This window comes from Providencia sp. 2023EL-00965 (genome assembly GCF_033550225.1).
In the GTDB taxonomy this organism is placed as follows: Bacteria; Pseudomonadota; Gammaproteobacteria; order Enterobacterales; family Enterobacteriaceae; genus Providencia; species Providencia manganoxydans.
The window spans coordinates 217,056-241,408 of sequence record NZ_JAWUEH010000002.1; the positions used below are offsets into that span (position 1 = coordinate 217,056).

At 37.8% G+C, this 24,353-nt stretch carries 39 protein-coding genes; 19 read left to right on the forward strand and 20 right to left on the reverse strand.

What is annotated here, in order from left to right:
* Positions 1-352 precede the first annotated feature (352 nt).
* Entirely contained in the window at positions 353-2,503 is a 2,151-nt protein-coding gene (locus SC428_RS03780) for a filamentous hemagglutinin N-terminal domain-containing protein (RefSeq protein ID WP_070925480.1), read from the forward strand.
* A gap of 59 nt (positions 2,504-2,562) precedes the next feature.
* Positions 2,563-4,239 (forward strand): ShlB/FhaC/HecB family hemolysin secretion/activation protein, encoded by a 1,677-nt coding sequence (locus tag SC428_RS03785; RefSeq protein WP_140186683.1) that lies wholly within the window; start codon positions 2,563-2,565, stop codon positions 4,237-4,239.
* Between the two features lie 257 nt (positions 4,240-4,496).
* Here the strand turns inward: SC428_RS03785 and SC428_RS03790 are convergent, their stop codons facing one another.
* Entirely contained in the window at positions 4,497-4,673 is a 177-nt protein-coding gene (locus SC428_RS03790) for a DUF2526 family protein (RefSeq protein WP_139158625.1), read from the reverse strand.
* 107 nt (positions 4,674-4,780) lie between these two features.
* On the opposite strand from SC428_RS03790, the gene SC428_RS03795 reads away from it, so the two are divergent.
* The gene (locus SC428_RS03795; protein ID WP_233445700.1) at positions 4,781-5,134 is read left to right on the forward strand and encodes a hypothetical protein; all 354 of its coding nucleotides are present in this window, start codon (positions 4,781-4,783) and stop codon (positions 5,132-5,134) included.
* Between the two features lie 75 nt (positions 5,135-5,209).
* Here the strand turns inward: SC428_RS03795 and SC428_RS03800 are convergent, their stop codons facing one another.
* Positions 5,210-5,770: a helix-turn-helix domain-containing protein gene (locus tag SC428_RS03800; RefSeq protein ID WP_070925477.1), complete on the reverse strand. Its 561-nt coding sequence runs from the start codon at positions 5,768-5,770 to the stop codon at positions 5,210-5,212.
* Positions 5,771-5,850: 80 nt separating this feature from the next.
* Between SC428_RS03800 and SC428_RS03805 the strand changes: the two genes are divergently transcribed.
* Both SC428_RS03805 and SC428_RS03810 read left to right on the forward strand, forming a co-directional pair.
* Positions 5,851-6,507 (forward strand): AzlC family ABC transporter permease, encoded by a 657-nt coding sequence (locus SC428_RS03805; RefSeq protein ID WP_070925535.1) that lies wholly within the window; start codon positions 5,851-5,853, stop codon positions 6,505-6,507.
* Between the two features lie 2 nt (positions 6,508-6,509).
* Complete coding sequence (locus tag SC428_RS03810; RefSeq protein WP_283125852.1) at positions 6,510-6,830, forward strand: AzlD domain-containing protein; 321 nt, start codon at positions 6,510-6,512, stop codon at positions 6,828-6,830.
* Positions 6,831-6,916: 86 nt separating this feature from the next.
* Here the strand turns inward: SC428_RS03810 and SC428_RS03815 are convergent, their stop codons facing one another.
* A complete protein-coding gene (locus SC428_RS03815; RefSeq protein ID WP_070925476.1) occupies positions 6,917-7,105 on the reverse strand; it encodes a YegP family protein in 189 nt (62 codons plus the stop codon).
* Positions 7,106-7,495: 390 nt separating this feature from the next.
* A complete protein-coding gene (locus SC428_RS03820) occupies positions 7,496-7,822 on the reverse strand; it encodes a hypothetical protein (RefSeq protein WP_070925475.1) in 327 nt (108 codons plus the stop codon).
* 255 nt (positions 7,823-8,077) lie between these two features.
* Between SC428_RS03820 and SC428_RS03825 the strand changes: the two genes are divergently transcribed.
* Complete coding sequence (locus tag SC428_RS03825) at positions 8,078-9,082, forward strand: luciferase-like monooxygenase (protein WP_070925474.1); 1,005 nt, start codon at positions 8,078-8,080, stop codon at positions 9,080-9,082.
* Between the two features lie 608 nt (positions 9,083-9,690).
* On the opposite strand, the gene SC428_RS03830 is transcribed toward SC428_RS03825, so the two are convergent.
* From SC428_RS03830 to SC428_RS03905, 16 genes are all read right to left on the reverse strand, one after another.
* Positions 9,691-10,077, reverse strand: a complete 387-nt coding sequence (locus tag SC428_RS03830) for a YkgJ family cysteine cluster protein (RefSeq protein WP_283125851.1) — start codon at positions 10,075-10,077, stop codon at positions 9,691-9,693.
* Positions 10,078-10,317: 240 nt separating this feature from the next.
* Positions 10,318-11,451 carry a site-specific integrase gene (locus SC428_RS03835; protein WP_318705856.1) on the reverse strand — a complete coding sequence of 378 codons (1,134 nt, stop codon included), beginning with the start codon at positions 11,449-11,451 and terminating at the stop codon, positions 10,318-10,320.
* Positions 11,426-11,677, reverse strand: a complete 252-nt coding sequence (locus SC428_RS03840; RefSeq protein ID WP_318705857.1) for an excisionase — start codon at positions 11,675-11,677, stop codon at positions 11,426-11,428. Before SC428_RS03840 ends, SC428_RS03835 begins: the two co-directional genes overlap by 26 nt.
* A 28-nt stretch (positions 11,678-11,705) precedes the next feature.
* Positions 11,706-12,134, reverse strand: a complete 429-nt coding sequence (locus SC428_RS03845) for a hypothetical protein (RefSeq protein WP_318705858.1) — start codon at positions 12,132-12,134, stop codon at positions 11,706-11,708.
* A 200-nt stretch (positions 12,135-12,334) separates the two neighbouring features.
* Entirely contained in the window at positions 12,335-12,628 is a 294-nt protein-coding gene (locus SC428_RS03850; protein WP_318705859.1) for a hypothetical protein, read from the reverse strand.
* Complete coding sequence (locus SC428_RS03855) at positions 12,628-12,849, reverse strand: hypothetical protein (protein ID WP_318705860.1); 222 nt, start codon at positions 12,847-12,849, stop codon at positions 12,628-12,630. Before SC428_RS03855 ends, SC428_RS03850 begins: the two co-directional genes overlap by 1 nt.
* Positions 12,842-13,333, reverse strand: coding sequence for a hypothetical protein (locus SC428_RS03860; RefSeq protein WP_318705861.1), 492 nt, complete (start codon positions 13,331-13,333; stop codon positions 12,842-12,844). Before SC428_RS03860 ends, SC428_RS03855 begins: the two co-directional genes overlap by 8 nt.
* A gap of 30 nt (positions 13,334-13,363) precedes the next feature.
* A complete protein-coding gene (locus SC428_RS03865) occupies positions 13,364-13,660 on the reverse strand; it encodes a DUF3846 domain-containing protein (protein ID WP_318705862.1) in 297 nt (98 codons plus the stop codon).
* Between the two features lie 52 nt (positions 13,661-13,712).
* Complete coding sequence (locus SC428_RS03870; RefSeq protein ID WP_318705863.1) at positions 13,713-13,874, reverse strand: hypothetical protein; 162 nt, start codon at positions 13,872-13,874, stop codon at positions 13,713-13,715.
* A 20-nt stretch (positions 13,875-13,894) separates the two neighbouring features.
* The gene (locus SC428_RS03875) at positions 13,895-14,152 is read right to left on the reverse strand and encodes a hypothetical protein (RefSeq protein ID WP_318705864.1); all 258 of its coding nucleotides are present in this window, start codon (positions 14,150-14,152) and stop codon (positions 13,895-13,897) included.
* 2 nt (positions 14,153-14,154) lie between these two features.
* Complete coding sequence (locus SC428_RS03880) at positions 14,155-14,772, reverse strand: hypothetical protein (RefSeq protein ID WP_318705865.1); 618 nt, start codon at positions 14,770-14,772, stop codon at positions 14,155-14,157.
* A 12-nt stretch (positions 14,773-14,784) separates the two neighbouring features.
* Positions 14,785-15,561 (reverse strand): hypothetical protein, encoded by a 777-nt coding sequence (locus SC428_RS03885; RefSeq protein ID WP_318705866.1) that lies wholly within the window; start codon positions 15,559-15,561, stop codon positions 14,785-14,787.
* An 83-nt stretch (positions 15,562-15,644) separates the two neighbouring features.
* Entirely contained in the window at positions 15,645-16,547 is a 903-nt protein-coding gene (rdgC, locus tag SC428_RS03890; protein ID WP_318705867.1) for a recombination-associated protein RdgC, read from the reverse strand.
* Between the two features lie 154 nt (positions 16,548-16,701).
* On the reverse strand, positions 16,702-16,887 hold the full coding sequence (gene csrA, locus SC428_RS03895; RefSeq protein ID WP_140181323.1) for a carbon storage regulator CsrA: 186 nt from the start codon (positions 16,885-16,887) through the stop codon (positions 16,702-16,704).
* Between the two features lie 38 nt (positions 16,888-16,925).
* Positions 16,926-17,135, reverse strand: a complete 210-nt coding sequence (locus SC428_RS03900) for a hypothetical protein (protein ID WP_318705868.1) — start codon at positions 17,133-17,135, stop codon at positions 16,926-16,928.
* Positions 17,136-17,234: 99 nt separating this feature from the next.
* Positions 17,235-17,867, reverse strand: coding sequence for a LexA family protein (locus tag SC428_RS03905; protein WP_140181319.1), 633 nt, complete (start codon positions 17,865-17,867; stop codon positions 17,235-17,237).
* 104 nt (positions 17,868-17,971) lie between these two features.
* On the opposite strand from SC428_RS03905, the gene SC428_RS03910 reads away from it, so the two are divergent.
* The 13 genes from SC428_RS03910 to SC428_RS03970 all read left to right on the forward strand — a co-directional run bounded on the left by SC428_RS03910 (position 17,972) and on the right by SC428_RS03970 (position 24,304).
* The gene (locus SC428_RS03910; protein WP_140186699.1) at positions 17,972-18,157 is read left to right on the forward strand and encodes a Cro/CI family transcriptional regulator; all 186 of its coding nucleotides are present in this window, start codon (positions 17,972-17,974) and stop codon (positions 18,155-18,157) included.
* A gap of 56 nt (positions 18,158-18,213) precedes the next feature.
* Positions 18,214-18,672 (forward strand): YmfL family putative regulatory protein, encoded by a 459-nt coding sequence (locus SC428_RS03915; RefSeq protein WP_318705869.1) that lies wholly within the window; start codon positions 18,214-18,216, stop codon positions 18,670-18,672.
* 83 nt (positions 18,673-18,755) lie between these two features.
* Positions 18,756-18,965 (forward strand): hypothetical protein, encoded by a 210-nt coding sequence (locus SC428_RS03920; RefSeq protein WP_318705870.1) that lies wholly within the window; start codon positions 18,756-18,758, stop codon positions 18,963-18,965.
* Positions 18,955-19,137, forward strand: coding sequence for a DUF4222 domain-containing protein (locus tag SC428_RS03925; RefSeq protein ID WP_036940683.1), 183 nt, complete (start codon positions 18,955-18,957; stop codon positions 19,135-19,137). Before SC428_RS03920 ends, SC428_RS03925 begins: the two co-directional genes overlap by 11 nt.
* Complete coding sequence (locus SC428_RS03930; RefSeq protein WP_318705871.1) at positions 19,134-20,195, forward strand: conserved phage C-terminal domain-containing protein; 1,062 nt, start codon at positions 19,134-19,136, stop codon at positions 20,193-20,195. The genes SC428_RS03925 and SC428_RS03930 overlap by 4 nt, the downstream gene beginning before the upstream one ends.
* Positions 20,192-20,428, forward strand: coding sequence for a hypothetical protein (locus tag SC428_RS03935; RefSeq protein ID WP_140181310.1), 237 nt, complete (start codon positions 20,192-20,194; stop codon positions 20,426-20,428). The genes SC428_RS03930 and SC428_RS03935 overlap by 4 nt, the downstream gene beginning before the upstream one ends.
* On the forward strand, positions 20,428-20,961 hold the full coding sequence (locus tag SC428_RS03940; protein WP_318705872.1) for a phage N-6-adenine-methyltransferase: 534 nt from the start codon (positions 20,428-20,430) through the stop codon (positions 20,959-20,961). Before SC428_RS03935 ends, SC428_RS03940 begins: the two co-directional genes overlap by 1 nt.
* Entirely contained in the window at positions 20,958-21,392 is a 435-nt protein-coding gene (locus tag SC428_RS03945; protein ID WP_318705873.1) for a hypothetical protein, read from the forward strand. Before SC428_RS03940 ends, SC428_RS03945 begins: the two co-directional genes overlap by 4 nt.
* On the forward strand, positions 21,389-21,592 hold the full coding sequence (locus tag SC428_RS03950) for a hypothetical protein (RefSeq protein ID WP_318705874.1): 204 nt from the start codon (positions 21,389-21,391) through the stop codon (positions 21,590-21,592). The genes SC428_RS03945 and SC428_RS03950 overlap by 4 nt, the downstream gene beginning before the upstream one ends.
* The gene (locus SC428_RS03955) at positions 21,585-21,971 is read left to right on the forward strand and encodes a RusA family crossover junction endodeoxyribonuclease (protein ID WP_318705875.1); all 387 of its coding nucleotides are present in this window, start codon (positions 21,585-21,587) and stop codon (positions 21,969-21,971) included. The genes SC428_RS03950 and SC428_RS03955 overlap by 8 nt, the downstream gene beginning before the upstream one ends.
* Before the next feature lie 83 nt (positions 21,972-22,054).
* Positions 22,055-22,864 (forward strand): KilA-N domain-containing protein, encoded by an 810-nt coding sequence (locus SC428_RS03960; protein ID WP_412544575.1) that lies wholly within the window; start codon positions 22,055-22,057, stop codon positions 22,862-22,864.
* Entirely contained in the window at positions 22,861-23,835 is a 975-nt protein-coding gene (locus tag SC428_RS03965; RefSeq protein ID WP_318705877.1) for a DUF968 domain-containing protein, read from the forward strand. Before SC428_RS03960 ends, SC428_RS03965 begins: the two co-directional genes overlap by 4 nt.
* A 31-nt stretch (positions 23,836-23,866) precedes the next feature.
* A complete protein-coding gene (locus tag SC428_RS03970) occupies positions 23,867-24,304 on the forward strand; it encodes an antiterminator Q family protein (RefSeq protein WP_318705878.1) in 438 nt (145 codons plus the stop codon).
* Positions 24,305-24,353 lie beyond the last annotated feature (49 nt).

A 24,353-nucleotide genomic window follows, 5' to 3' on the forward strand; every position in this document is an offset into this window, starting at 1 on the left:
ATAAGCAATAATATAACACTAATAAATATTCATAAAAATAATTTTATATATGATCTATTTTAATGTTTTTTGGGGGTTTTCTTTACGCTATTAAAAAACACTTTAACATCACTTCCCTTAAAATTTAAAAATTTCAACTGATTGATTTCAAAGTTGTATATCTTATTTTGATGATTTCTCTATTGAAATAGTTAGCTTTTGAATAGTTTATCTATCTGTTATTTTTATATAATTTAACTTTAGGTTATTTAATTGTTCTTTAAATTTTGTTTATTCCATAATTCATTTGCCTTAGGGCGATTTTATTTCTTTTTTCTTTTGTTTTTATCTATAAACAATCTAGGATTTAATTATGAAAAAGAATACAAATAAAGTTTTCAGCACGCCCATGCTGAAAATTAAGCCTATTTACTTATGTGTGTCTGTTATTTTAGGTTTTGCTTCTGTTGCTCATGGAGCAATTATTAATACTAATGGTGCAGGTGTACAAGTACAGCCTAATGGACCAACTATTGTTAATATTAATAAAGCGAGTGATAAAGGTGTCTCGCACAATATTTATCACAGTTTTGACGTCGATCCGACGGGTGTGATTTTGAATAACAGCAAAGATTCTTCCACGACCCAATTAGGTGGAACAATCAATGGTAACGCTAATTTAGCTGGTGGCAGTGCAAAAGTCATTTTGAATGAAGTTAATTCTAATAGAGCCAGTACATTAAATGGATTAATTGAAGTAGCGGGGGATAAGGCTCAAGTTATCGTCGCAAACCCATCAGGTATCACTTGTAATAGCTGTGGTTTTATTAATACCAGTCGTGCAACATTAACAACGGGTAATGCAGTTAAAGCAACAGATGGCACAATTGTTGGTTATAACGTTGAAAAAGGCCAAATCATTGTTAATGGTGCACTACGTTCAGATTCACCGACGGATTTATTGGCTCGTTCAGTGGCTATTCGTGGTGATATTCGTGCAAAAGAGATAAATATCACGACAGGCAGTAACTTTGTGGATGCAGACAATCGTTTTACTACTGCGATCAGAGGCATCGGTTCTACTTCTCGAGTCGGTATTGATACTTCCTCTATTGGTGGAATGTATGCTGATAAGATCACCTTAGTTACCACTGAGAATGGCGTTGGTGTGACAAATAATGGCGTTATTTCAGCAGGTACCGGTGGTTTAGTGATTAATTCAGCAGGCCAAGTAACTAATACTGGGCTTAAAATTGAATCGCAAGGTAAGATTAATATCAAAGCAGCAAGTACTATTACAAACCGCAGTAGTATTGCAGGAAACAGTGATATTGATATTACTACCAGCGGATATGGTTATATTGACAATCAGAAAGGCCAAATTGTATCTAATGGTGGTAACGTTAAGTTAGCGACACTCAACTCGATTAATAATAATAACGGTATCGTCAGTGCATTCAATACGATTGATACTCAATCAGGCTCTGTAGCTAACACAAATGGTACGATCCAAACTCGAACTGGTGATATTAATATTAATACTACGGGTGCAATAGTTAATAGCTTCGATTTAAGAAATAACCTACATGAACAGAATAGGCGTGGAATTATTTCTGGTCGTGATATCAATATTTCATCGAATCAGTTAACTAATAACTATGGTAACATTTCAGCTGAACGTAATATGGACATTCGTAATCGTTTAGAAGTGAGGAATAACGGTAAGGCAACACTTCAGTCTAAAGGTTCAATGAACATTGATAGTTCAACCATCAATAACTTATCTTCAACGATCAAAGCGGGTGGAGATATGAATATTACGGCAACAACGCTCAATAACGATAATGTTGCAACAATCAATGGAGAGAAAAACTTAAACGTCAAATCATCACGATTGACTAATACAGGTTCTATCGTTTTTGAAAATGGTAAAGCGAATATCTCAGCGACAGCGTTATCTAACCAGTATGGTTATATTAAAGCAAATGAGATAGAAATGACTTCTGATTCATTAAATAACCAGTCTGGTTATATTCATGCTAATAAATCACTAACCGTTGATTCTGGTACAATATATAACCGTTATAGTGACAACTTTAAGCAAGTCAGCTCACGTTTTGGTTTAATTAACCAATCCGGTGGTTTAGAAAGCAGTGATGGTGGTATTTCGATTAAGGCGAATAGCTTTGATAACCAATATGGGTTGGTATTTGCCAATATCACTCAAAAAGCAAAAGTGACAGGTGATATTAATGTCACGGTTAGAAATGATTTTCAAAACAACCGAGGAACAGTTAGAGCCTCAAATAATATGAATATCACTGTTGGTAATATGACGAATACTTATGGTCTTATCGATGCAGGTAATAGCGCAATGATAAAATCGTTTAAATCAGTTAATAACCAATATGGAACTATTCGTTCAGTAAATACAACACAAATTGATAGTCCAACAATCTACTCACAAAGAAATGGTCAAATTCTTGGTGGAACAGTAGTACTCAACACCTTAGGTTATTACTAATACCTAATTTTAGGGGAGCAGTTTGCTCCCCTATATTTTCAGAATAATTAAGGGTATGTATGTTTTTACGTTTAACGATTATATCGCTATCTGTATTTGCGTTTATGGTTTATGCTGATCCAATACAGCCAATAGACCAACAAATTAATAATCAAATATCTCAAGATAAATCACGATATCAACAAACACAGTTAACGACTAAAGATGTTTTGGATGATAAAGCCGAGATAAAAGAAGATAAATTATATTTTCAACCAGAACAAAATTGTTATGAAATAAAATCAATACACCTTGATACGGAAAGAAAAATTGCTAATATGCGTTTGTTACAGCAGTATGTTGATCAAGCTGTAGGGCAGTGCCTTGGTATTTATGGTATGGAAACGTTAGCAAAAGGTTTACAAGACAAAATTATTAAAATAGGTTATGTTACGACACGTGTTAATATACCTGAACAAAATATTAGTAAGGGTTTGCTAAAATTAAAAATTATTCCCGGTACTGTAGATAATATTAAATTAACAGACAACAGTAGTGAATATATTTCGTTGTTTAATACCATGCCCACAGAGAAAGGCAAAGTTTTAAATTTAAGAGATTTAGAACAAGGGCTTGAGAATTTAGAGCGGATACCCGGAGTAAAAACCAATATTGAATTAATGCCCGGTAAAGAATTTTCAACAACAGATATTGAAATTGAAAGGGTACAGTCATCATATTTTAATGTTGGTGGTTGGCTTAATAATGCGGGAAGTCGACAAACAGGAAAAAATCAAATTGGCGTTACTGTATATGGTAATAATTTAACTTCATTAAATGATACAATTTATGTTTCAATGGGTAAAAACCTAGAAAATAGAGCGCGATATTCGACTAAGAACCAAGCAATTTATTATGCAGTTCCTTATAACTATTGGTTGTATTCCGTATATGCAAGTAAAAGTAATTATAAGCAAACAATCAATGATAGTATTATGAGCTATAAATATTATGGTGAAAACCGATATTTAAATTTTAGTGCAAGTCATGTTTTTTTGCGAGGGCAATCCTATAAAGACTCATTAACATTCCAGTTAATGAAACGAAAATCTAGATATCACCTTGAAGATATTTCATTGTTATCCCAAGAAAGAGATTTAACTAATATTAATATAGGATTAAATCATCGCCAGAATATTAATAACTCTACAGTTGATGCATCAATTAATTATCAACGAAATGTCCAATGGCTGGGAGCAAAACCCAGTTGGGATATGGAGTATGGTGATGTGAGTAAAATGGGAAGGATCATCACTATTGATGTCAATGCAGTCATCCCTTTTTCTTTCGATAACTTTGTTATGAGTTATAACCCTCAAGTGTTTATTCAGTACACCCCTGATAACTTGACGATTCAAGATCAATTTTCGTTAGGAAATCGTTGGACAGTGAGAGGTTTTGATGAAGAGTACTCATTAATTGGTGATAAAGGATTTTATTTTAGAAATGAGTTTAATTTTTACTTTCCTAATGTCTCTATTTATCCTTATTACGCATTAGACTATGGTCGCATAATTGGTGATATTTATCCTATCGGTCTTTACTCAAATGATCAGTTGTTGGGGAGTGCGCTAGGTGTTAGAGGAAATTTTAATATATTTAATTATGATCTGTTTATTGCTGTTCCTCTTTATAAGCCCGCGGAATATGAAACAAGTGATTTAAATATAGGTTTAAATGTTCAATGGTTTTGGTAGTAATATCTTTCTTAAAGTGCTGGGTATTCAGTCTAAAAGTGTATGTATTGGTCGCTACAGTAGTTGAATATAGCGCCTAATAGATAAAAGATAACTAAATGGTTAACGATATCTTTAGGCAGTATCGTTAACCAAATATAAACAAGTGATTATATGTTTCACTTAATCAAGTCTATTTATTGACACAATCAATCACGCCAATATAATTCATCGCAAACAATATTAGTCACATAGAGAGTAATGTGTTTTTCCTTATGCTAAATCTCATGGTGTTTAAAAATAGCATTTCTCAATCGTTGCTGTAACTCAAAACGTTGTTCTTGGGTTAATAATTCGTCATGAGAAAGCTGAGCTAATAATATATTCATATTTACAATTGAGTTCTCAGTGAGTAGGGAATCAACTTGTTTTACGATATCTTCATAATGCTGCATGCATACCTCCTAATCGTGGTGATCAACAGATTATAACACAGGGATATGAAGGTTATTATTGATACTGGAAGTGGTTTATTTTTTATATTATACATAGGAATAAGATCTTGAAATTGATTGTCATCGTGATGAGTTTATTACTTTTTGCTTGTTCATCGACAAAATGGGAGCCTATAGGATCACCTGAATGGACTTACCAAGAGGCTGATTCACAGTGTGAATTTGATGCTTTTAAGCGATTTCCAGTACGTAACGAAGTCGCACAACGCACTGTGTATGAAACGATTACAAAAAGATGTAAGAAAAGTGATGAATGTGGCAAAGCGGAAACTTACGAAGAAAAAGTTCCGGCGACAGAAAGCTACGTATTGGATGTGAATAAAGATAGCCGCTACCAAGAATATAGCAAGTGTATGAAACGTAAGGGATGGCAAGAAAAAAGGTACTATTTTTGGGAATAATTGAAAATACTGACCTAAATTATGTTTAGTTGCACTTCGAAGCCAATCATAAATATATTTATGCTTGGCTTCGTTTTAATTCTGTCTATCAATAATCATCACTGCCATTGTGTTTGGCTCAAGGGCTCTCATAATATGGGGTATATCTCCCGGATAATGAATATAGTCACCGGGGGACAGCTCAGTTGGATTATCTAAAGGCCCTACCATCGCACGACCACTCATTAAGATAATATGCTCACTCACACCATTCATATGAGGATCAGAGATCCGATCTCGTCCGGGCTGTGCAAGAACAGTATAGATATCACGTTGTGAATTTGACGGTGCAGATGAAAGTAAAAAGGCTAAATAGTTTGCATGTTCAGCACTGATTTTAGTGCCTTCACCATGACGAATTACGGTTACAGGTTCCTGCTGCTCTTCAATCAAACGAGAAAAAGGGACATTAAGAGCGACACAAATAGCCCATAGCGTTTCAATACTTGGGTTGCCAGTACCTGATTCCAGTTGTGATAGGGTTGACTTGGCAATACCCGCTTGGCGAGACAGTTCTGAAAGCGATAGTCCGCTTTTTTGGCGCTCTTTGGCTAATGCTTTGGCAATTAACTCGATAGGTGGGGTCAATGTGCTCAATTTTATTTCCTATTTTGATTGCGCTTTTTATTCTCGTTCTACATAATGAACAAATGTATTATATATCGAACGGTTTTGATATGCTACTTTCAACGCTAAATCATAGCACGGTAAAAAATATTGTACTGGTTTGTGTTGCTGATTTAATTGTCGGCATTTCTTATGGAGCTTTAGCTCACTCTCAAGGATTTGATTTTTGGGTTCCTTTAACACTTTCTATACTAGTATTGGCTGGGGCGTCTGAATTTTTATTTATTGGTGTGGTGTTCTCTGGTGGTAGCCCAATTTCAGCAGCATTAGCCGGTTTATTAGTCAATTCTCGACATATTCCATTTAGCTTTGCCGTGAGCGAATTAGCAGGCAAAGGCCCAAAAGCCCTACTGGGTTACCACATTATGAATGATGAAAGTGTGGTATTTGGGTTAGCTCAGGAAACAGACAAAGAAAAAAGAGCGGCTTTTTGGTTATGCGGTCTGGGTATTCTTATGTGTTGGCCTATAGGGGTATTGATTGGCGAAGGAGTAGGCAGTTTTATTCAAGATACAAAGGCTTTGGGTATGGATGCAATGTTTCCTGCAATTATTTTAGCGCTTTCATTACCTGCATTAAAAGATAAAAGTTTACGCTTAACGGCGATTATTGGTGCCGTAATTGCAGTTGCATCAACTCCATTTTTACCTGCGGGGATACCAGTATTAATGGCTCTTATCAGTTTGGTTATTTATATTAGGAGCTGAATATGATGGATAATCCATGGCTTATATTGACAGGTATTATCATACTTGCGGTGGGCACTTATTTAATGCGTGCTTCAGGCGCCTATTTTAAAGGTAAAGTAGTACTTTCAGATAGCAAGAAAGCCCTGTTTTCAGCTGCGGCGATTGTTATTTTATTTTCAGTTGCTATGACATCTACAGTATTTGATGGGGAATATTTTTCCGACCCCGCTAAAATAATAGGCGTATTGGTGGCTGGTATTCTGACTTGGTACCAAAAACCCTTTATTATTATTGTATTGTCAGCGTCAGTGGTTACAGCATTATTGCGGTTCATTTTTTAGTTATACTAAAACGCCTTTGCTTAATTAAACAAAGGCGCCAGAGGTTACAACTTTTTATATGTGATTAAGCCGCTAACTACGCAGTATTATGATGTAAGATCTTTAATCTCATCCGTTGTAGCATTTTTTTGCACGGATGCTATACCTTTCATCGCAGCTTGTTTAGACGAATACATTTCACTACTTGCGATAATTTCATGGTTCGCTGCTTTAAGAACAAAGTAATAAGGTTGAGACGTGTCCTTTGTTGATTTTTTCAGTTCGAAATAACCCATGATAAACTCCAATAGTTGTTTAAAGTCGAAAAGCAAGCAGTGGTTATTACCTCTGCTATTTCTTAAGACTAGAAACAAATATGCAAAATTACTAGTTTTTGGTTTCAATTTCAGACAAAAAAAAGCCTCTATGGAGATAGAGGCAATCGTAGGATTAATGTACTCGTCACACTTCAAGTTACAGTGCTTTTTGTTAAAATAGAGTGAATTACATAAGGTAGTCACATAATTTCTACTTATCGCGCAACTGCATCTCAAAATGTTGAGAGTGTAGATCTGATTGTTATTAGTTCAAAATAGCGAATAATGACAATCAATACTATTTGGTTCTATGTATTAGTCTAAAAGGTAATATCTATAAAAGGTAATACCTAAAGCGATGATCTAAAACTATTGCGCTACCGCTGGTGCTGGCGGAGTAACAGCATTGGTGGATTGCTGAGTAGAACCACGCTTTATTTGGTTAAAATCAGGAACTTCTACAATAGTCATTTTTACCATGTAACGTTTTCCATCTGCTGCTTTGGGGGCATCGTTAGCCAGTTTTTGTAGCGTTTCATTAGGATTGGTGGTTTGTTGAGTGACGCTATAAATGACATTATGAGGCGCTCTCATATGATGGCGTGGTGATTTGTTATCCGAACCATTGGCCGCGCTAGCTGCAAAGCCAACTGACATTAACATGATAGCAAGTAAACCCGTATTTAATTTATTCATTGATATATCCTCTTATTTGCAATGATTTAGATAATCAATCAATTAGTTTCTAGCCGCAATCGCTTTTACCTGCTTTGACTAAAGCTTCACAATTGCTGCACTTTTTCCATATTTCCTACTTAATTAGCTTTTTTAGCACATTAAATACAGAAACAACATCGGTTGTGCGGTCTAACTGGTAGTCTCTGGAAGGTGAGAAGAGAATCGATTAGGATGGTACTTATTGAATACTGGAGCACGACAAAGTGAGTCATTATGTCTGATAAGCAAATCCCTCTTTCTGTGTTAGATCTCGCGCCAATCATTGAAGGTTCTTGCGCTAAAGAAGCTTTTTCTCATTCATTAGATTTAGCTCATTTAGCTGAGAAACAAGGTTTTCATCGCTACTGGCTTGCTGAACATCATAATATGACAGGTATTGCGAGTGCGGCAACTTCGGTTTTAATTGGTTATTTAGCCGCTAATACGAAAACGTTGCATTTAGGCTCTGGTGGGGTGATGCTACCAAACCATTCTCCTCTTGTAATTGCAGAACAATTTGGCACATTAAATACCTTGTACCCTAATCGGATAGATTTAGGTATTGGTCGAGCTCCGGGCAGTGACCAACAAACGATGCGCGCATTACGTCGTCATATGAGCAATGATATTGACAATTTCCCCCGTGATGTTGCTGAGCTGGTAAATTGGTTTGATGCCATAGATCCTAAACCGGCTGTTCGACCCGTTCCCGGTTATGGTGAAAAAATCCCAGTTTGGTTATTGGGCTCCAGTTTATATAGTGCACAACTTGCGGCTCAAATGGGCTTACCATTTGCATTTGCTTCACATTTTGCACCTGATTTATTATTACAGGCACTTCATGTGTACCGTGAAAATTTTAAGCCATCGCAAAGGCTAGAAAAACCTTATGCAATGGTATGCATTAATATTATTGCCGCAGATACTATCCGTGATGCTGAATTTTTATTTACCTCAATGCAGCAAGCCTTTGTGATGTTACGCAGAGGTAATCCATCACAATTGCCACCTCCTGTACAGGATATGGCGAAAATTTGGTCTCCAGCAGAAGAGTATGGCGTACATCAAGCACTAGGTATGTCTCTAGTGGGTGATAAAGCAAAAATTCGTCATGGATTAGCTTCTGTGTTACGCCAAACCCAAGCTGATGAAATTATGGTTAATGGCCAAATTTTTGATCATCAGGCGCGTTTGTACTCCTTCGAGCTCGCAATGCAAGCAATGAAGGAGTTAGCATAATTATTTGGCATCGCGCGTCGTGATTTTACCAACAGATTACTGAGAGAAATTGCGGGGGATGACATCCTCCGCGAGACGTGGTCTGCTTGGTAATAAAGCATGAGTTTAACCGCTGTGCTACCACTGCTTAAGCTAATATATTCGTCATCTTTCAAGTTACAGGGCTTTTGTTTAAGTATAAGTGACTGCGCTCATAGAGTTTATAGGGGCACTCTATACTGAGTGGGGCAGTCACCATATAGTACAGAACCTATCTCGTAAAAGTAATGAAAAGCTCAACGTTGTCATACAAATGACAACAGGTGCGATTAATGTATTTTGGGTCATTTCTCCTTGGTCTCTTCTTGGCTAAGAGGAGAAATCCAAGGAGTTTGGTTTTGGGCGATGCCTTGTTGGTTAAACACAATAACTAATGGGGCTTTTTTATTTTAGTTCACATAATGTTTGAACCGAAAAGGAGCAAACACCCACACAAATGTCATCAAAAAATGGCTCAATAAATTTAAAATTGCTCCAACTCTCTTACCTATCAATGAATGCTTTTATGAAGATCTATGGTGTCAGAAATAATAAGAAGATAACCCAGATATGTCTGGGTCATAGACGGCTTAACAAGCGATTTGTGGGCGTTGAGGCTCTAGAGGGGGAAGGCCGTGAGCAGCACGAGCGCGGTCACAGGCTTCGTTATGTATGCCATCAAGCCATGATTGTTCAAATTCACGGCATGGTGTTGGCCTTTGTGTATAGATAGAACAGGAAACGCATTCGCCTATGTTGCCTGACAAGGCAGTACATCGGGTATTGTGTTTCTGGTTAGTCCCTTTCATTGCGCTCATAAACGGGGTTATTTGTTCGGTGAGTTCTTGAGGAACAACACCGCCCCCATTTTCACTTTCGGCCCAATAAAAAGAGACTCGGAAATAAGCGCAGCATGCACCGCAGCTTATACAAGGGTTATTGACAGGATCAGTTTTTAGTATATGAATATTTGTCATATAATTACAGAATTCTATATTTGGTTAATGGTTAAATATATTAATGTAAACTGCAATTTTAATACTAGGTCTGCTTGAGCAAGCTATTGTTTTTCTGCTTTATCTTCTGCTGGTGGGGGATGTAGAATATTTTTTATGATAAAAAATAGTTCTACATCTTAGTATGTTTTCTGAGCTATAAAAATCTTCCCCAAAACCCCACCAAAACTCTTCCCCAAAATAGTATGGAAAACAGGCTGATCAAATTACAACAATTTGCCAATCTTTTCCACGGTCATCATTGTAATTATTTGTCATTTGTTGAGTCTTATGACCTAGTAATTTTTGTGTATCCAAACCCTGCTCTCTGTACAATCTCTCTGATAGCGATCTCTGTTCATGAAATGATGGTGCGGTTCCTTTTTCCCACTTTAGTCCGCATTTCTCTCTTGCATTTTTAAACGAAGCGGTAAGGGTGGTTGGCGTTACCTTGTCACCTCTATTTGCCCTTCCTGTTGCGTGTCGGTGATGCACCAAGTAATGGCTAACAACAAGATCCCTACACATAGAAATAATGTCACCTAAAGTCATTCCAACAGCATTGCATTTAAGTGATAAAGGAATTGCAAGCTTTGCGCCCGTTTTCTCTTGTTCTACATGCAACAATCCATCCCAAACATCAGAGAATTTCATTCTTGTGATATCACCAAGTCGCTGACCTGTTGCGAGCGCTAGAAGCATGCCGCACTGTAAATAGTGTGAATGCTTTCCAGCCTGCTCATAAATTGTTTTCCATTCTTCAATTGATAACCTTTCCCGCTTAACTTTATTGCGCGGCTGCTTAGTTGCCTGTGCCGGATTATAACCAGGCGGCACATGACCTGCATGTTGAGCTTCTTTATATACATCAATAAGAACGACACGAACAACTTGAGCCATTCTATTATGCCCAAGCGCTTTAACTTCATCTGTGATCCTTGCTATTTCTAATGCAGTAACATCTTTAAGAGAAAGCATTCCGCAATGCTGCTTGAATAAATTCAGCGGCTTTATTTTTTGTTTATATGAATTTATTTTTAACTCACCAAGATCAACACGTTCTTGTTGAATTTCTAAATACTTGTCGATCCAATTTGATACACTAATTCCGACTTTTTTATTCTTTATGTTCGATAACCGATCATTAATACTAAGAATTTGTTTTGTTTGCTGCTCGGCGATAATTGTATTTGCTTGTGACGCAACTAAAGCAGCCTCCTCGGCATCCGTGCCGAGGCTATGAAATGTACCTGTCAATGGATGCTTATATTGATAGTACGTTTTACCATTTCGTTTATCTAATTTTCTGTATAAATTAGGAATGGTAATTTTATGAGAACGCGGTCTTGCTGCCATCAGATAATATCCTCGATAACTTATCACTTGCACCAGCCGGCAATTGAGGTTTTGCAACGACACCTACATAGCGAGAATCACGATCTACCATCCACTTTTTACCGACTTTAAGCGCCGGTGGAACCATCATTTTTGATTTCGCATATTTAAGTAAAACGCGCCTGCTTGGAGCCTCATCGCCAAACTCTATTCTTGCCCACGCCTCTAGATCTAACATCCTAGACATAATTACCCCCACACCTGCCGCATACAGATTAGTTTTTTAAGTTATAAGTGAAATTAAAAACAAGAACCTCTGTGTTTTCATTAATACACTTTAAAAATTTGTATCTCCTAATTAACTTTTCCTTAGATTCAAATCCGTGCATTTTTGCATCTTCATCAGTTAAATCTGATAATAATTTTATTTCCACACACTCTATTTTAAGAGATAGTCTTATTAAATGCTCCGGCATATTTGCGGCATGACAGAGCTTCTCGTTTTTCATTCTGTCATCTGTTGCCATGTACTTAACTTTTCCGTCTCGCATAAAATAATGCTCTTTAATTTTTAGTTGCTTGCCAACATTAGATAGAATGTAATTATTAATCATTTGCTTGTTAGCAACGCGAATCACTTGTGTTTGATTCTTATTAATAATACCTTTGATATCTTTCTGACTTAAAAAGAAAAAATCCTTCACTCTTTCCCTCTGCTTTATTTAATTAAATGCTGGTGGATAATAGACACATACTTAGCTTGATGAATTGCATATGAGTTAAAGTATTCATAAACATTGCGAACTGAGATTCGTCACATTCAATAAAGTTAGCTCTGTATGCGCTAATTAAATGATTCCGAGCATAAAGAACTCCTAACTTCATTTGTTCTCTGTTATATTCATCATTCATTTTTTATTTTCACTCCGTTGCTGATTAATATATCTCGGCACTTATCAATACCTTGATTTATTCCGTAGAAGAAGTTCTTTGTTTTTACATTGCCAGCCAGTTCTAGATTATACTTATTAGGCAATTCAATCTCCAAACTCTCTCGTGATGCTTTCCAAGCAATCCATGCTTTTCTTGTTCCATCATAGAAATATTCTCCGCTTTCATCTTTGTGCAGCGGATATTTCTGCTCATGACTATGATTATTGAAGTACCAATATTCAAATTGCTGCCTTGATTTATCCATCACTCATCATCCTCAAAGCTACTTAATGCATCCATAACGCTAGTTTCGCGCAGAACATCAAAAGCAATGCAGGCCATATCGAATAAAGCAATCTCTTGTGGGTGGATAGCTTTATCAAATCGATAACCAAATGGTACTTCATAACCTAGGCGCTTATAGTAAACACGCGCCAGTTCATTAGCCATATCTACGATTTGACGGTCTGTTAATGATTTATCCATGCTTACTCCTGAATAATTTAAGTGCCTCTTTATAACTTGCCTTGGCTGCTTTCATAGTTGGCATCCATTCGCCGCAAATATATTCAATCTCATACCAACAATTAAATTTTGTTCTAGACATTTGGTATTCACGCTTGCCGTTATCACCTCGACGGTAATCATACTCAGGTAATACAATTCCAAGCCATTCACTAAAAGACTCGACTACTTCTGAACTAAGATATTCATCATATTTAGTTTGTTTCTTTGGCTCTGGTAATTGCGATATAGCTACATCTTTACCTTCATCCGTAACCTGATAATAAACATCACCGCAAAATCCTTTCGGTGCCGGATGAGAAGTTGCAAGTCCCTTGTTAACTAATTCCTCCCATTCATTATCTTCATGACTTGATAAAAAATAATTTCGATATGGCTCTCTATTTCTTTCATTAATACCGAGAGCATGTTGCATTAATTCAATGCTAGATTGTGAGATATCCATCACTTCACCTTTTAAATTTATCAGTTTTTATTAAGAGATTTCCCCATTTTTCAAGAAAACAACATCGCCAACCAAGAAATCGTCATCAAATAATTCATTCTTAGCGTATTGTGTTGCAGTGGTGTTTATTGGGTAGCCTTTATATTTACCATCCTCATCAATAACAATAGTTGAGTATTCAATCCCATCGATTATCACAGGCTCATTGAAGTCGATTGTTTGAATATACCCACCAACATACTCTTGGAGCTCGGCTAGCATGAACTCGTTACCGAATTCGGGTGTAATTATTGTTGTGCTATTATTTGTATGTAAAATAATTGCCATTATTCATTCCTCTTCATTGCATCCCTGCGAGTTAAATTATTCCTTTCCCTGATTAATCCTCACCCCATTCATCAACCCACGCTTCAAGTGGTGTTTTTCCTGCTTCGTAGTCATCACGCCATGCGTCTGCATCTGCTGCGCTACCGCCGTGATCTGTTGCTACTTGCATTAATAAGTCGTGCCATTCTTCAAAACTACAATTTGCATTATTCATATATCTATCTCCTGTTATGGTTATCCAGCTGTTGACTCAACTGGGGCAGGGAAGTTGATATAAGTAAAAAAGTCAGCGTCCATTGCTTTAGTTGCGAAGCAAAAATCACCTTTGTTTTTATTCATCCATTCACTCACTTCATTTTCTTTGCTTCTGTCATAAATCCAAACCATTGGGTCGCCTGTCGTATAAAAACCTAGGCGTTCAGACGGGCATTCATCCAACACCTTTTGAACCTTTTTAATCCATGCCATTTCTTTTTTGGTTAGTTTTGCCATAATCACACCCGCTTAAACTCAATAACCCATACCCACGGATTACTTTCAAAATTACACTCAGGCTTACTAATTGAATTCCACAGGTGACGAAACCAACAAAATGGATCAGTACTGCCGCCAGTCAACTCTCTCTCCAGCGGATAGCCTTCAGCTTTAAAGTCATCGTCGCTAGCTTCTTGTAATCGCTCCACTCGAACATCAGTAATTTCTAGCGTTATGCGACTCGCGGAACGCGGCATGTGTATTGATGGAGTCCATTTAACATCTTCAACATTTATTCGGTCAGATAAACATTTTTCTCTATAGACGATACCTTTACTTGACTCATCGACATAAAAGTATCTATCATTTGGGTGTTCAGCATCATGCTCATCTATTCGTCCATTGCAGAATGTTTCACGAACCCAAAGGCGATCACCAACTCGCCCGTACTCATAATTAATTGCGCTTAGTGGCTTTTCAGCACTAATCATTGACCAGTGAAAGAAACCATCATCACAAAGCTTTATTTCTTGGCTAGAGTGTCTCTGGTGTTTAACTACTCTACGAGTTTGAGTTTTACGGCCATCAAGGATGGCGCGTACCATTTCAGCATTAAAAATAATTCCGCGCTCTTTCATATCTATTCCTTATTAATCCCAGCCGTTGCTATAACAAATACCTTCCGGTGACTCATCCCACACCAAGAAACTCCCACCGTAATAAAGCGCTAAGACTAATTTGTCGAAACGGGAATATGCTTTAACTATTTTCTTACCTAAAATCCTGTCATTTACCTTACCCCCAATTAATTCATAAACATTGTTACCATCCTGCTGTAGAGGTTCGCTGCTGTAACCCCCTGTACGCTGAATACTTAAATGGAAACTATAATCACAGCTATATGCACTAACTGAACTAGACGAGTATCTTGATGTTGACTTTTCTTCTGGATGTATGCCTACTTGAATAAACCCATCATGTTCATCATTAATAAAAACTTGTGGTGACTCCCATTGGTTTTCCATCGCTGACTCGCTTTTATCCTCTATAAATGCCTCCCACAAATCAGATGCTTTTATGTATTTAGGGCACTCATCGTCACTTGTGAAATCTTTTACTAAAGCGATAACTTTGTCTTGTAAATCAGCCTCAATACCTGAATCCTCCCAAGAGTTACGCATTTTTTCAGCAACCAGCGTGTTGTATTTTTTCAAATCAACTACATCCTCTATATTCGCTGGTAAGGCACTTTCCATTGCCTTATTAAAAGCCTTACCGAAATCACCATAGGAACGAAAGGCATCATCAACAACACTGGTAAATAATTTAGTGATGCCTTTATCAATAATTTCTACAGCCTGTTCGCTATTTGCAAACTCAACGCAACGCTGAGTTAATAATTCACTTAATGTTAGTTCTTTCGACACAATTAATACTCCACACAAAATTTAGATAATAAAATTCCGTCTCTTAATAAAGAGAATTAAATTCCTTGGTGTTGACTAAATAGTTATTCTGTTTTTTCTTTGTATTTTAATAATTCAATTAATAGCTCAATGGTATTAACCATATGAAACATAAATACAGCATTAGTGTGTCTATAGCGAAAAACTCTATCCCCATCACAGTCGATTTCAATTAGAGGCTTGATATTTTTAAAGTCAAAATCATCCGTAAGCTTAAAGCTTATATCAAAGGTACTCAATTCAATTAAGCAAACTGTAAAATGATTATCAATAGAGTCTTTGACTTGCTCACGGATTAAATTAAGTTCCGCATCATACTTTAGAGTTTCTAGCTTCTTATCAAGCTTACGTTGTAGCAAAAGGAAATTGCCGGGATAAAGATCATGACCAAAGCACTCTGTTGGTGGTTGATTATCAATGTGGTTAGATAACCGTGTTGTAATCCCATTCTTTGCATCATCAATGTGAAAAGTTTCAGTTTTTACAGTACCGCAAGCTTTCACTAAACTACCTAATAGTGCTTGGTGGTCTGGCTTTCGCGTTGTGGACACAAACAGGAAACCCTTTTTAACATGGTACAGAGCAGTGATGATTTTTGTTTTAGTTAAAGCAACCTTTAGCATTTCTTCTATTGCAACATGCTTTAGCTCCGCTTCAAGAAAGTCATTGATACCTTGTTCTTTCAATTTTTCAATGCGTCTATTAACCTCAAAGGCGATAGCCGCTTTAGGAAGAATCTTTTCATCAATACGAAAAGTAATAATATAGCCACCTTCAATTGGTGTAACTAATTCACCTGTGATTTTATTAGGAATAAAACCATAGCTAATAGAATGTGACTCTAAAATATCAACAAAAGGTAATTCTTTTAAATGATTTTCTAAAGCTTCAGCGCTGGGTAATTCAGCTTTAAAAATAACACAGCTAGTAATTGGAAAACGTTTCATTTGTTTTTTCCTCAAATATAATTAACTCCACACAATATATAAGACCACTGACAATAATTAATTAACTTACCTAGTGTGAACTGACTATACGCCAGTGGCCTTATGTATTGAGTAAAAAGTGGCGGCCTGTCACCGCCAAAGCGAGCAATGGTAATTAGTTAGTAATTTCGTTCTTTTTCTCTGCTTGTATTCTTAAATAAATTTCTTCTCGATGAACTTCAACATCTTTTGGTGCTTCAATGCCAATTCTTACCTGATTTCCTTTTATTCCGAGAATAGTAATTATAATGTCATCACCGATCATTAATGTTTCTCGTGTTCTACGAGTTAAAGTAAGCATTTATTCCCTCTCTATTACTCCACACATTTAAAATTTAGTTAAGCACTAACAGTAACCGCACACATATCCAAGCACTCTGCAATCTCTTCGTCGAGTTTTTCGAGTTTAGATTGCAGATTGTCACGTTCTTCGCGCAGTTTTTGCAGGTTGTTAATCTGCTTAGCTTTTGTGAGGATCCACTCGCGGACATCATCCTGCGACATTGACACACTGAAAGTTACGATTGGTTCGTTTGAATTAGTTTGCATGACTAGCTCCTAAGTTGTCTTTGATATAAATCTAATCCAGCTTAGGGCTTCTGTCAATAAAAAATCTAATTAAACTTAGATTTTTGCTAAGTGGTGGGGTTAGAGTTCGAATTGAACGCTTCTGACGACGCCAACAATTTCACAATTTCCGTTGATAGGAATGCTTGGATATCGAGGATTCAAGGGTAATAAAAATTTATTTGGCCCATCAATTACAAGCTTTTTAACAGTTACCTCATTCGAACCAGATAGGCGAGCTACAACAAATTTACCGCTTACCGGCTCTATATTAGGGTCGACAACTATATGTGCCCCCTCTGGAATTGATGGCATTCCTGCTGGGTTAGTCATTGAGTCGCCCTTGACTATTAGAGAAAAAGCCATAGGGGATACCTTTATGCTGGTTTCTATATACTCTAGATCTTCATTAAAAATTTCTTCTGGGGGATATTCCGTGAACATTCCGGCCTGAACATATGAAAGCACAGGGATCCGCTGAATTGTAGTAACTACAGAGTCAGCCTCTCTAGTTGGTATGCCATACAAGATATACGCTTCTGATGTATTAAAATATTTAGCTAATTTAATTAAAGCATCACCATTTGGTAAGTTTAGGTCTCTTTCCCAATAGCCCACAGCCACATCAGAAACACCACAAAACAAGCCCAAATCTTTTTGGGATGTTTTAGATATTTTTCTCATGTTTTTGATTCTTTCACCTACCGTTTCCATTACTCCTCCACAAGTAAATAAAACCTAAGTTATCTTATTTTTTATTGACCAATATAAAATTCGGCTTTAATATCTAAGTATTCTTAGATTTAATCGGAGGTCATATGACTACAGATCAGGTTGAACAATATTTTGGCAGCGCAATAAAAACAGCTGATTTTTTCGGTATTAGTCCAGAGGCGTTCTATCAATGGAAAAAAAGACCAAATCAATTAATACCAAAAAATAGAGCTATAGAAGCTGATTACAGAACTAAAGGAAAACTGAAGTTCGATCCGGCTCTTTATTAAAAGTATCAAATAAAAACAACTGGTTTAACTACTAGTAAAACTACGGAATTGTAGATATGTGCAAACAAACACTAAAAGAAGTTGTGAAAGAGATGTGCAGAGCATATCCCGGTGGACGTTCAGCGATGTCGGGCGCATTGGGTATTTCTGAAACAACTTTCAACAATAAGTTGTATGAAAAAAATGGCTGTCGCTTCTTTGAACACGATGAGCTTGAAGCCATAGAAGAGTTATCAGGCACTCAATTGCTGGTGGCCTATCACATGGAACGACACTCAATTGTACCAGCAACAAAAGTAGAGCCAGAAAACTTAGATGCAGTGGAACTCTTTGAAATACGTATGAATCTTGGTGCTATGCAGGGGGCGCTATCCGTGCTGATTCAAAACAGCATTTCTGATGGTGTTCTTACTGACGAAGAGATTAAGGCAATAGATCGCAAATTAGCTAAGGTTTTTGGTTACGCAGCTGGCTTCATTGAATCACTGAAAACTGTGTACGGGATTAAAAAATGATGAATAGAGCTAGAAAGGGTGACGCCCCAGATATGCGGTCCGAGGCGTCGAGTGCTAACAACTTTTTGTGTGGAGTAATTAGCATGAGTAGTTTAGCGCACTTAAGCCACAAAAAGCAATTTCGTTGTTTACCTATTGGTAAGCATGGTGCGTTTCAATATGTAGAGATCATAACTTCAGTTGATTTATTTGGAAACTACCAAATAAAGCAGCAGTTGGTAGATAGCAAAGAGTTAAAAACAAGCTGGGCTGATTTCTACTATCAAAGCGGGAGCGAGCTCAATGAGCAATGAAGATGCAAATAATCTCAATCGCATTTATCTTGATAAGCGCGGTGTTCGTGTTCGTGTCATACGTTATGACCGAGTCAAACAGTGGGTCATATTCTTGCGTGACGATTACGAACATGAGTGCTTCGCCCCTTTGTACAAATTTAAAGCCGAATTCACAAGGGTGATGGAATGAGCAGCTTGTTACTACTTAAAACGCGCCCACAAATTGTTATACCTGAATTGGCGGTACGCTTGGGTTTGAATGAGGCCTTATTGCTTCAGCAAGTTCAATATTGGTTATCTGAAACCTCGTCAGGTGTTGATCATGACGGTAGGCGCTGGGTTTATAACACCATTGAAGAATGGCGTGAACAATTCCCGTATTTTTCTGAATCCACAATTAAGCGCGCATTTAACAATTTAAAAAAATTGGGTGTATTAAATATTGAGCAAATTAATAAACGTACTCATGACCGTACAAATTATTACTCTATAAATTATGAGCATGCGTTGCTATCCGATGAGGTCAAATTGAACTCATCGAACAGTTCAGTCGAGAGTATTCGAACAGGTCAAAATGACCTTATCGATAAGCGCAAAATGAAACGCTCGAACAGTACCAAAATGACCTTATCGAATGGGTCAAATTGCCCTGATCTTACAGAGAGTACTACAGAGAATACACAAGAGATTACAACAGAGAGTAACTCTTTTTGTCAGGCTCATGCTGAGCCCGACCAAGCACAAATTGTTTTAAATCATTTTAACAAGGTCACTAATTCAAGTTATCGAGATGGTAAAACTACCATGGGCCATATCAGAGCCCGTCTAGCTGAAAATTACACCTCAGATGATTTGATTTTGGTGACTGATTACATCACAGCCAAGTGGCTGAATGATTCAAAAATGAGTGATTACCTACGCCCGAAAACGCTATTTAGCCCCGAAAACTGCATGGAATACTTTGAAAAAGCACAGAAATGGCATGAAGCAGGGCGTCCTGCATGTGTTAACGGGAAATGGCTTAAGCCTGGTGAAGTGGTTGTTCATGTAGATACGGTTGCGCGTGATGAAGCATTTACACGGATCATTGGCTCGCGTTCAAAACCGCAGGGTCGCATCGAGGAGATAGCCGCAGTACTGGCTGGAAAAACAGGTATTCGCACGATGAAAGAATTCCAAGGCCGTCAAACTTGGATCAGCATCTGGAAGCAAGCAACAGAACAAGCAGCACAGGAGGCAACAGCATGATGCACAGCGAATCTAAAGAAATTTACGGAGCTAATGTTTTTGGTCTAGTTGCCCTGTTTTGTCATGTTTTTCCACACCGCCAAACAACTCGCAAATTACAGCGAGAGTGGGTTGAAGAGCGCAAGACTTGTGCAGAGCTAAAACAATCTGGTTGGGGTTATGTAGACTTCGAATATCGTTACAAAAATATTCGTCAATTAGCCAAAAGCCACCAGCAGCGAGGTGCTATCTAATGGCTGTTTATTCAAGCAATACCGCACCTGAAGATAAAGATTGTTGGCAAACGCCTCAATGGTTATTTGAAGCTTTAACGCTTGAATTTGGCTTCTGGTTAGATGCTGCGGCAAATGAACAAAACGCCCTGTGTCCATGCTTCCTAACCATAGAGCAGGATGCATTACAAAGTGATTGGGTAAGTCGTGGTGCAATATGGTGCAACCCGCCTTACAGCAAAATAAAACCATGGATCGCTAAAGCTGCGGAACAATGCACAAAGCAAAACCAGTCAATAGTGATGTTATTGCCAGCGGATAAATCAACATCCTGGTACTCATTGGCACTAAAAAGTGTTGATGAAATCAGAACAATCATTGATGGCCGTATTAATTTTGTTGATCCCAACACAGGTGAAGAAAAAAAGGGTAACAGCAAAGGCTCAATTCTTCTTATCTGGCGTCCATTTGTAGAGCCAAGAGCTATTGGTACCCACGTTTCCAAAAATCGCCTGATGGAGATTGGTAAAGCGATTTTAGGAGCAGATGTATGAGACTTATTGGTGAAAGTATTTATTTGCGTAACCTTGCAGTGATCATGGCATTTAAAGATAAAAGCCCATTTACAGTTGATGACATGCATAGGCTAACGAAATTAAACCGCTGTGAATGTCAAGAATCCATTAGGCTCTTGCTACCAATAGGAGCCATACAACGGGTCAGCAAGTGTAATGACACAAGGGGTGTTTCTGTTTATCACTATCACGTGGCTCCTAATGCGGAGAGTCTGCTAAATAGTGTAAGAAGATCGGTTAGAAAAGCGTCAGCTCAAAAAGTAACGAAAAAAAAGGTGAAACACAGTCCGAAAAAGCCAAGTAGTGATGAACCCTGTGGCTACAAGGTCGTTAAAAAGGCGAATGTGTCTGGAATGGGATGGTCATATCTGAACCATTTGGATCAATTACTAGCAGGGGTGAGAGCATGAGTTACATAAAAGATACTCAGTTAATATTTTGGCTAATAGTCTTTGTTGGATGGAGCCAAGTCTCTTTTGAATTAGTTTATTTCCCTGTTTGCGTCGTTATTGCTGCATTCTTTGTTTATGTGTTTATACCTGTTGCAATTTATGGTCCTAAATTAATTAAAAAACGGATGGTAAAAAAAGAAGGGGGTAACGATGCCTAGATCTTTAAGCTTCACGTTACCTTTTCCTCCTAGCGTGAATGCCTGCTGGCGAACTGTTCGTGGCACTATGATCATTAGTGAAAAGGGGCGCAGATTTCGCGCCAATGCAATAGCAGCCGTATATGAGCAGCTAAGAAATAAGCCAACTGCTATTGTGGGCGATGTTTCAGTTATTGTGAAAATGTACCCGCCCACACGACATAGAAGAGACATTGATAACTACCTGAAAGCTCCATTCGATGCTTTAACACATGCAAACGTATGGAAAGATGATGATCAGGTCAAACATGTTGATATGAGATGGTGCGAAGTCGTAAAGGGTGGACGCTTCGAAATTGAAATTCGTGCGCTTTCAATTCTTAGTGACAAACGGGGATAAATATGTATTCTAATAGACTGTATGTTAATCCAGTGATATGCGGACATTGGGTTAATGAAGTAAAACAACTTGTGGAGTAATACATCATGAACCAATTGGTTATTGATGGCGTTAGCGTACGCCAAGATTTTAATGGTCGTTTTTGTTTGAATGATTTACACCGCGCAGCTGGTGGTGAAAATAAGCACAAGCCGAGCTATTTCCTGAATAACGAGCAAACAAAGGCACTGATAAGTGAATTATTATTCGATGGCGGAAATCCGGCATCGGAACAAAATCAGCCTGTTATATCCTTCAAAGGAGGCGCTGTTCAGGGTTCTTATGCATGCAAAGAGTTAATTTATGCATATGCAATGTGGATTAGCCCATCATTTAGCTTAAAAGTCATCCGTACGTTCGACGCAGTAGTACAGCAAAGAAGCCAAGCTCAGTTAAGCGACAAGGTTCAAGCAGGTACTATTTTGCTAGAGTCGATGGCTAAAACCCTTAACTTATCTAATTCCTCTAAATTAGGTGGCTATCAAAAGCTTCAACAAATGGCTGGCTTACCTAATCTATCTCCAAACTATGCGATTGACGCACCAATCGATGCCGCCGACGGCTCAAGCCGTGCGACGCACTCACTAACTGAATTAATCCGTAAAAACAACTTAAATATAACCGCACAAGCTGCCTTTAAGCGTCTAGCTGAACTAGGTTTAGTTGAAAGATTATCTCGCCCTAGCACCAAGGCAGCTAATAAGACTAAACAATTTTGGTCTATTACGGCTAAAGGGCTTATTTACGGAAAGAATATCACTAGCCCAAGTAATCCAAGAGAAACTCAACCCCACTTTTTTGATAGTAAAAGTGCTGATCTCATCAAGTTAATGGTGGTAGGGAGTGCTGCATGATAAGCAGTTGGATCCTCCCTGCGACTATTGTGCCTGACATGGGAATTGTGATGTTTAAGCCTGGTGTAAATCAATTATCTGACTTCAAAGGTTTAATGCAGATATCACCAGTGCTAAGCGAATCGAACAAATCAGGCAAAATCACACATAAACAAGCTTTACTTGATGATAAGCGATTGCTTCCATTTTTTAGAAATAGAGATGTATTCGCTAAAGCTGGTGGAATTGAGGCATTAAAAGGCCGCATTAAACAGAACATTAATTATTGCCAAATTCATGACGATAATGATGACTATCATCATCATGAGTTAACAATAACGAAGATCGGTAATCATTATGTTCGCACTTGTTGGTCACATGACAATCAATTACGTGAAAATCCTGCGCTTTATAATGCGTCATCAATAGCGAAGGATAATTACTATCAAAACATGCTGTGGGCAGTCAGTGAAGGTCTGTGTTATTCGAAAGATACTCAGTTATCGCTAGGCGACTTGTTCACATGGACTGTTCAGCATCAAATTTCGCATTTATTGCCTGATGAAATATTAAAGCGACTTTTAGGTATTGGCATTACTCCGTCACATGATGGTCCTATCTATACGCCGAGTGAAATAGCTATAGAGAAAACTAAGGCGTTACTGCCGCTGCAAGTAGACCCCGATCCACCAGCACTGTATTTAAAAAATCCGAAGCGGTATCGATGGGAAAATAAAAGCCTACTTCAAATTATTAAAAAACTGCCGTGCTGTGCTTGTGGTAACCCTGCTGATGATGCACATCATATTGTTGGATATGGTTTGAGTGGTATGGGAACAAAAGCCCACGATTGGTATGTGATACCCCTATGTCGCGGTCATCACGACGAACTACATAGGGATCCGGTCAAGTGGGAACAAAAATACGGCTATCAATTAGATTTTCATCGTCAGTGCTTTGACCGCTTGTTTGGTCTAGGTGTGTTTGGTTAATGCGTTGTGCGGAACGCAGGAGATTTTTTGCATGAGAGATATTCAGTTGGTTTTATCTAAGTGGGCGGGGTGGGCGAGTGATAATCCGGGAGTTGATTACTCCAATGTTGCCGCTGGTTTTAAGGGGTTAATTGCAAACAAAGAACCATCAAGAGAATCATGCAGTGATGATGATGGAATAACTATTGATAGTGTTATTGCTAAATTACGGCAGGTTCGAAAGGAAGAAGAATTAGAGTTGATAGTGCTGCATTACCTTTACGGTGTATCTAAGCGCAGTATCGCTAAAGAATGGAAGATGAGCGAAGGGCGAATTAGGCAGATGATGCAGGTTGCAGAAGGTTTTGTTGACGGCTGTTTAGCGATGTTAGGTGTGGCTCTTGAAATGGATGAAGAAGTTATTAATAAGGTAAAGGCTGTAGATAGTAAAAAAGTATTAGTGCGCTACGCAAATTCAATGTTATTGTGATAAGAGTGAATACGTTGTCACCTAACTTATAGAATGAAACCTCGCCATT

Bases quoted from the DNA above. Each gene is read 5' to 3' on its own strand.
- SC428_RS03900 (WP_318705868.1), bottom strand. From the start codon at position 17,135: ATGCAAACTAATTCAAACGAACCAATCGTAACTTTCAGTGTGTCAATG.
- SC428_RS03855 (WP_318705860.1), bottom strand. From the start codon at position 12,849: ATGGATAAATCATTAACAGACCGTCAAATCGTAGATATGGCTAATGAA.
- SC428_RS03955 (WP_318705875.1), top strand. From the start codon at position 21,585: ATGCCTAGATCTTTAAGCTTCACGTTACCTTTTCCTCCTAGCGTGAAT.
- SC428_RS03850 (WP_318705859.1), bottom strand. From the start codon at position 12,628: ATGGATAAATCAAGGCAGCAATTTGAATATTGGTACTTCAATAATCAT.
- SC428_RS03810 (WP_283125852.1), top strand. From the start codon at position 6,510: ATGATGGATAATCCATGGCTTATATTGACAGGTATTATCATACTTGCG.
- SC428_RS03870 (WP_318705863.1), bottom strand. From the start codon at position 13,874: ATGAATAATGCAAATTGTAGTTTTGAAGAATGGCACGACTTATTAATG.
- SC428_RS03835 (WP_318705856.1), bottom strand. From the start codon at position 11,451: ATGGCAGCAAGACCGCGTTCTCATAAAATTACCATTCCTAATTTATAC.
- SC428_RS03860 (WP_318705861.1), bottom strand. From the start codon at position 13,333: ATGGATATCTCACAATCTAGCATTGAATTAATGCAACATGCTCTCGGT.
- SC428_RS03790 (WP_139158625.1), bottom strand. From the start codon at position 4,673: ATGCAGCATTATGAAGATATCGTAAAACAAGTTGATTCCCTACTCACT.
- rdgC (WP_318705867.1), bottom strand. From the start codon at position 16,547: ATGAAACGTTTTCCAATTACTAGCTGTGTTATTTTTAAAGCTGAATTA.
- SC428_RS03965 (WP_318705877.1), top strand. From the start codon at position 22,861: ATGATAAGCAGTTGGATCCTCCCTGCGACTATTGTGCCTGACATGGGA.
- SC428_RS03925 (WP_036940683.1), top strand. From the start codon at position 18,955: ATGAGCAATGAAGATGCAAATAATCTCAATCGCATTTATCTTGATAAG.
- SC428_RS03865 (WP_318705862.1), bottom strand. From the start codon at position 13,660: ATGGCAATTATTTTACATACAAATAATAGCACAACAATAATTACACCC.
- SC428_RS03930 (WP_318705871.1), top strand. From the start codon at position 19,134: ATGAGCAGCTTGTTACTACTTAAAACGCGCCCACAAATTGTTATACCT.
- SC428_RS03940 (WP_318705872.1), top strand. From the start codon at position 20,428: ATGGCTGTTTATTCAAGCAATACCGCACCTGAAGATAAAGATTGTTGG.
- SC428_RS03920 (WP_318705870.1), top strand. From the start codon at position 18,756: ATGAGTAGTTTAGCGCACTTAAGCCACAAAAAGCAATTTCGTTGTTTA.
- SC428_RS03825 (WP_070925474.1), top strand. From the start codon at position 8,078: ATGTCTGATAAGCAAATCCCTCTTTCTGTGTTAGATCTCGCGCCAATC.
- SC428_RS03910 (WP_140186699.1), top strand. From the start codon at position 17,972: ATGACTACAGATCAGGTTGAACAATATTTTGGCAGCGCAATAAAAACA.
- SC428_RS03905 (WP_140181319.1), bottom strand. From the start codon at position 17,867: ATGGAAACGGTAGGTGAAAGAATCAAAAACATGAGAAAAATATCTAAA.
- SC428_RS03815 (WP_070925476.1), bottom strand. From the start codon at position 7,105: ATGGGTTATTTCGAACTGAAAAAATCAACAAAGGACACGTCTCAACCT.
- SC428_RS03950 (WP_318705874.1), top strand. From the start codon at position 21,389: ATGAGTTACATAAAAGATACTCAGTTAATATTTTGGCTAATAGTCTTT.
- SC428_RS03945 (WP_318705873.1), top strand. From the start codon at position 20,958: ATGAGACTTATTGGTGAAAGTATTTATTTGCGTAACCTTGCAGTGATC.
- csrA (WP_140181323.1), bottom strand. From the start codon at position 16,887: ATGCTTACTTTAACTCGTAGAACACGAGAAACATTAATGATCGGTGAT.
- SC428_RS03970 (WP_318705878.1), top strand. From the start codon at position 23,867: ATGAGAGATATTCAGTTGGTTTTATCTAAGTGGGCGGGGTGGGCGAGT.
- SC428_RS03935 (WP_140181310.1), top strand. From the start codon at position 20,192: ATGATGCACAGCGAATCTAAAGAAATTTACGGAGCTAATGTTTTTGGT.
- SC428_RS03820 (WP_070925475.1), bottom strand. From the start codon at position 7,822: ATGAATAAATTAAATACGGGTTTACTTGCTATCATGTTAATGTCAGTT.
- SC428_RS03805 (WP_070925535.1), top strand. From the start codon at position 5,851: ATGCTACTTTCAACGCTAAATCATAGCACGGTAAAAAATATTGTACTG.
- SC428_RS03780 (WP_070925480.1), top strand. From the start codon at position 353: ATGAAAAAGAATACAAATAAAGTTTTCAGCACGCCCATGCTGAAAATT.
- SC428_RS03830 (WP_283125851.1), bottom strand. From the start codon at position 10,077: ATGACAAATATTCATATACTAAAAACTGATCCTGTCAATAACCCTTGT.
- SC428_RS03840 (WP_318705857.1), bottom strand. From the start codon at position 11,677: ATGTCTAGGATGTTAGATCTAGAGGCGTGGGCAAGAATAGAGTTTGGC.
- SC428_RS03785 (WP_140186683.1), top strand. From the start codon at position 2,563: ATGTTTTTACGTTTAACGATTATATCGCTATCTGTATTTGCGTTTATG.
- SC428_RS03880 (WP_318705865.1), bottom strand. From the start codon at position 14,772: ATGAAAGAGCGCGGAATTATTTTTAATGCTGAAATGGTACGCGCCATC.
- SC428_RS03915 (WP_318705869.1), top strand. From the start codon at position 18,214: ATGTGCAAACAAACACTAAAAGAAGTTGTGAAAGAGATGTGCAGAGCA.
- SC428_RS03875 (WP_318705864.1), bottom strand. From the start codon at position 14,152: ATGGCAAAACTAACCAAAAAAGAAATGGCATGGATTAAAAAGGTTCAA.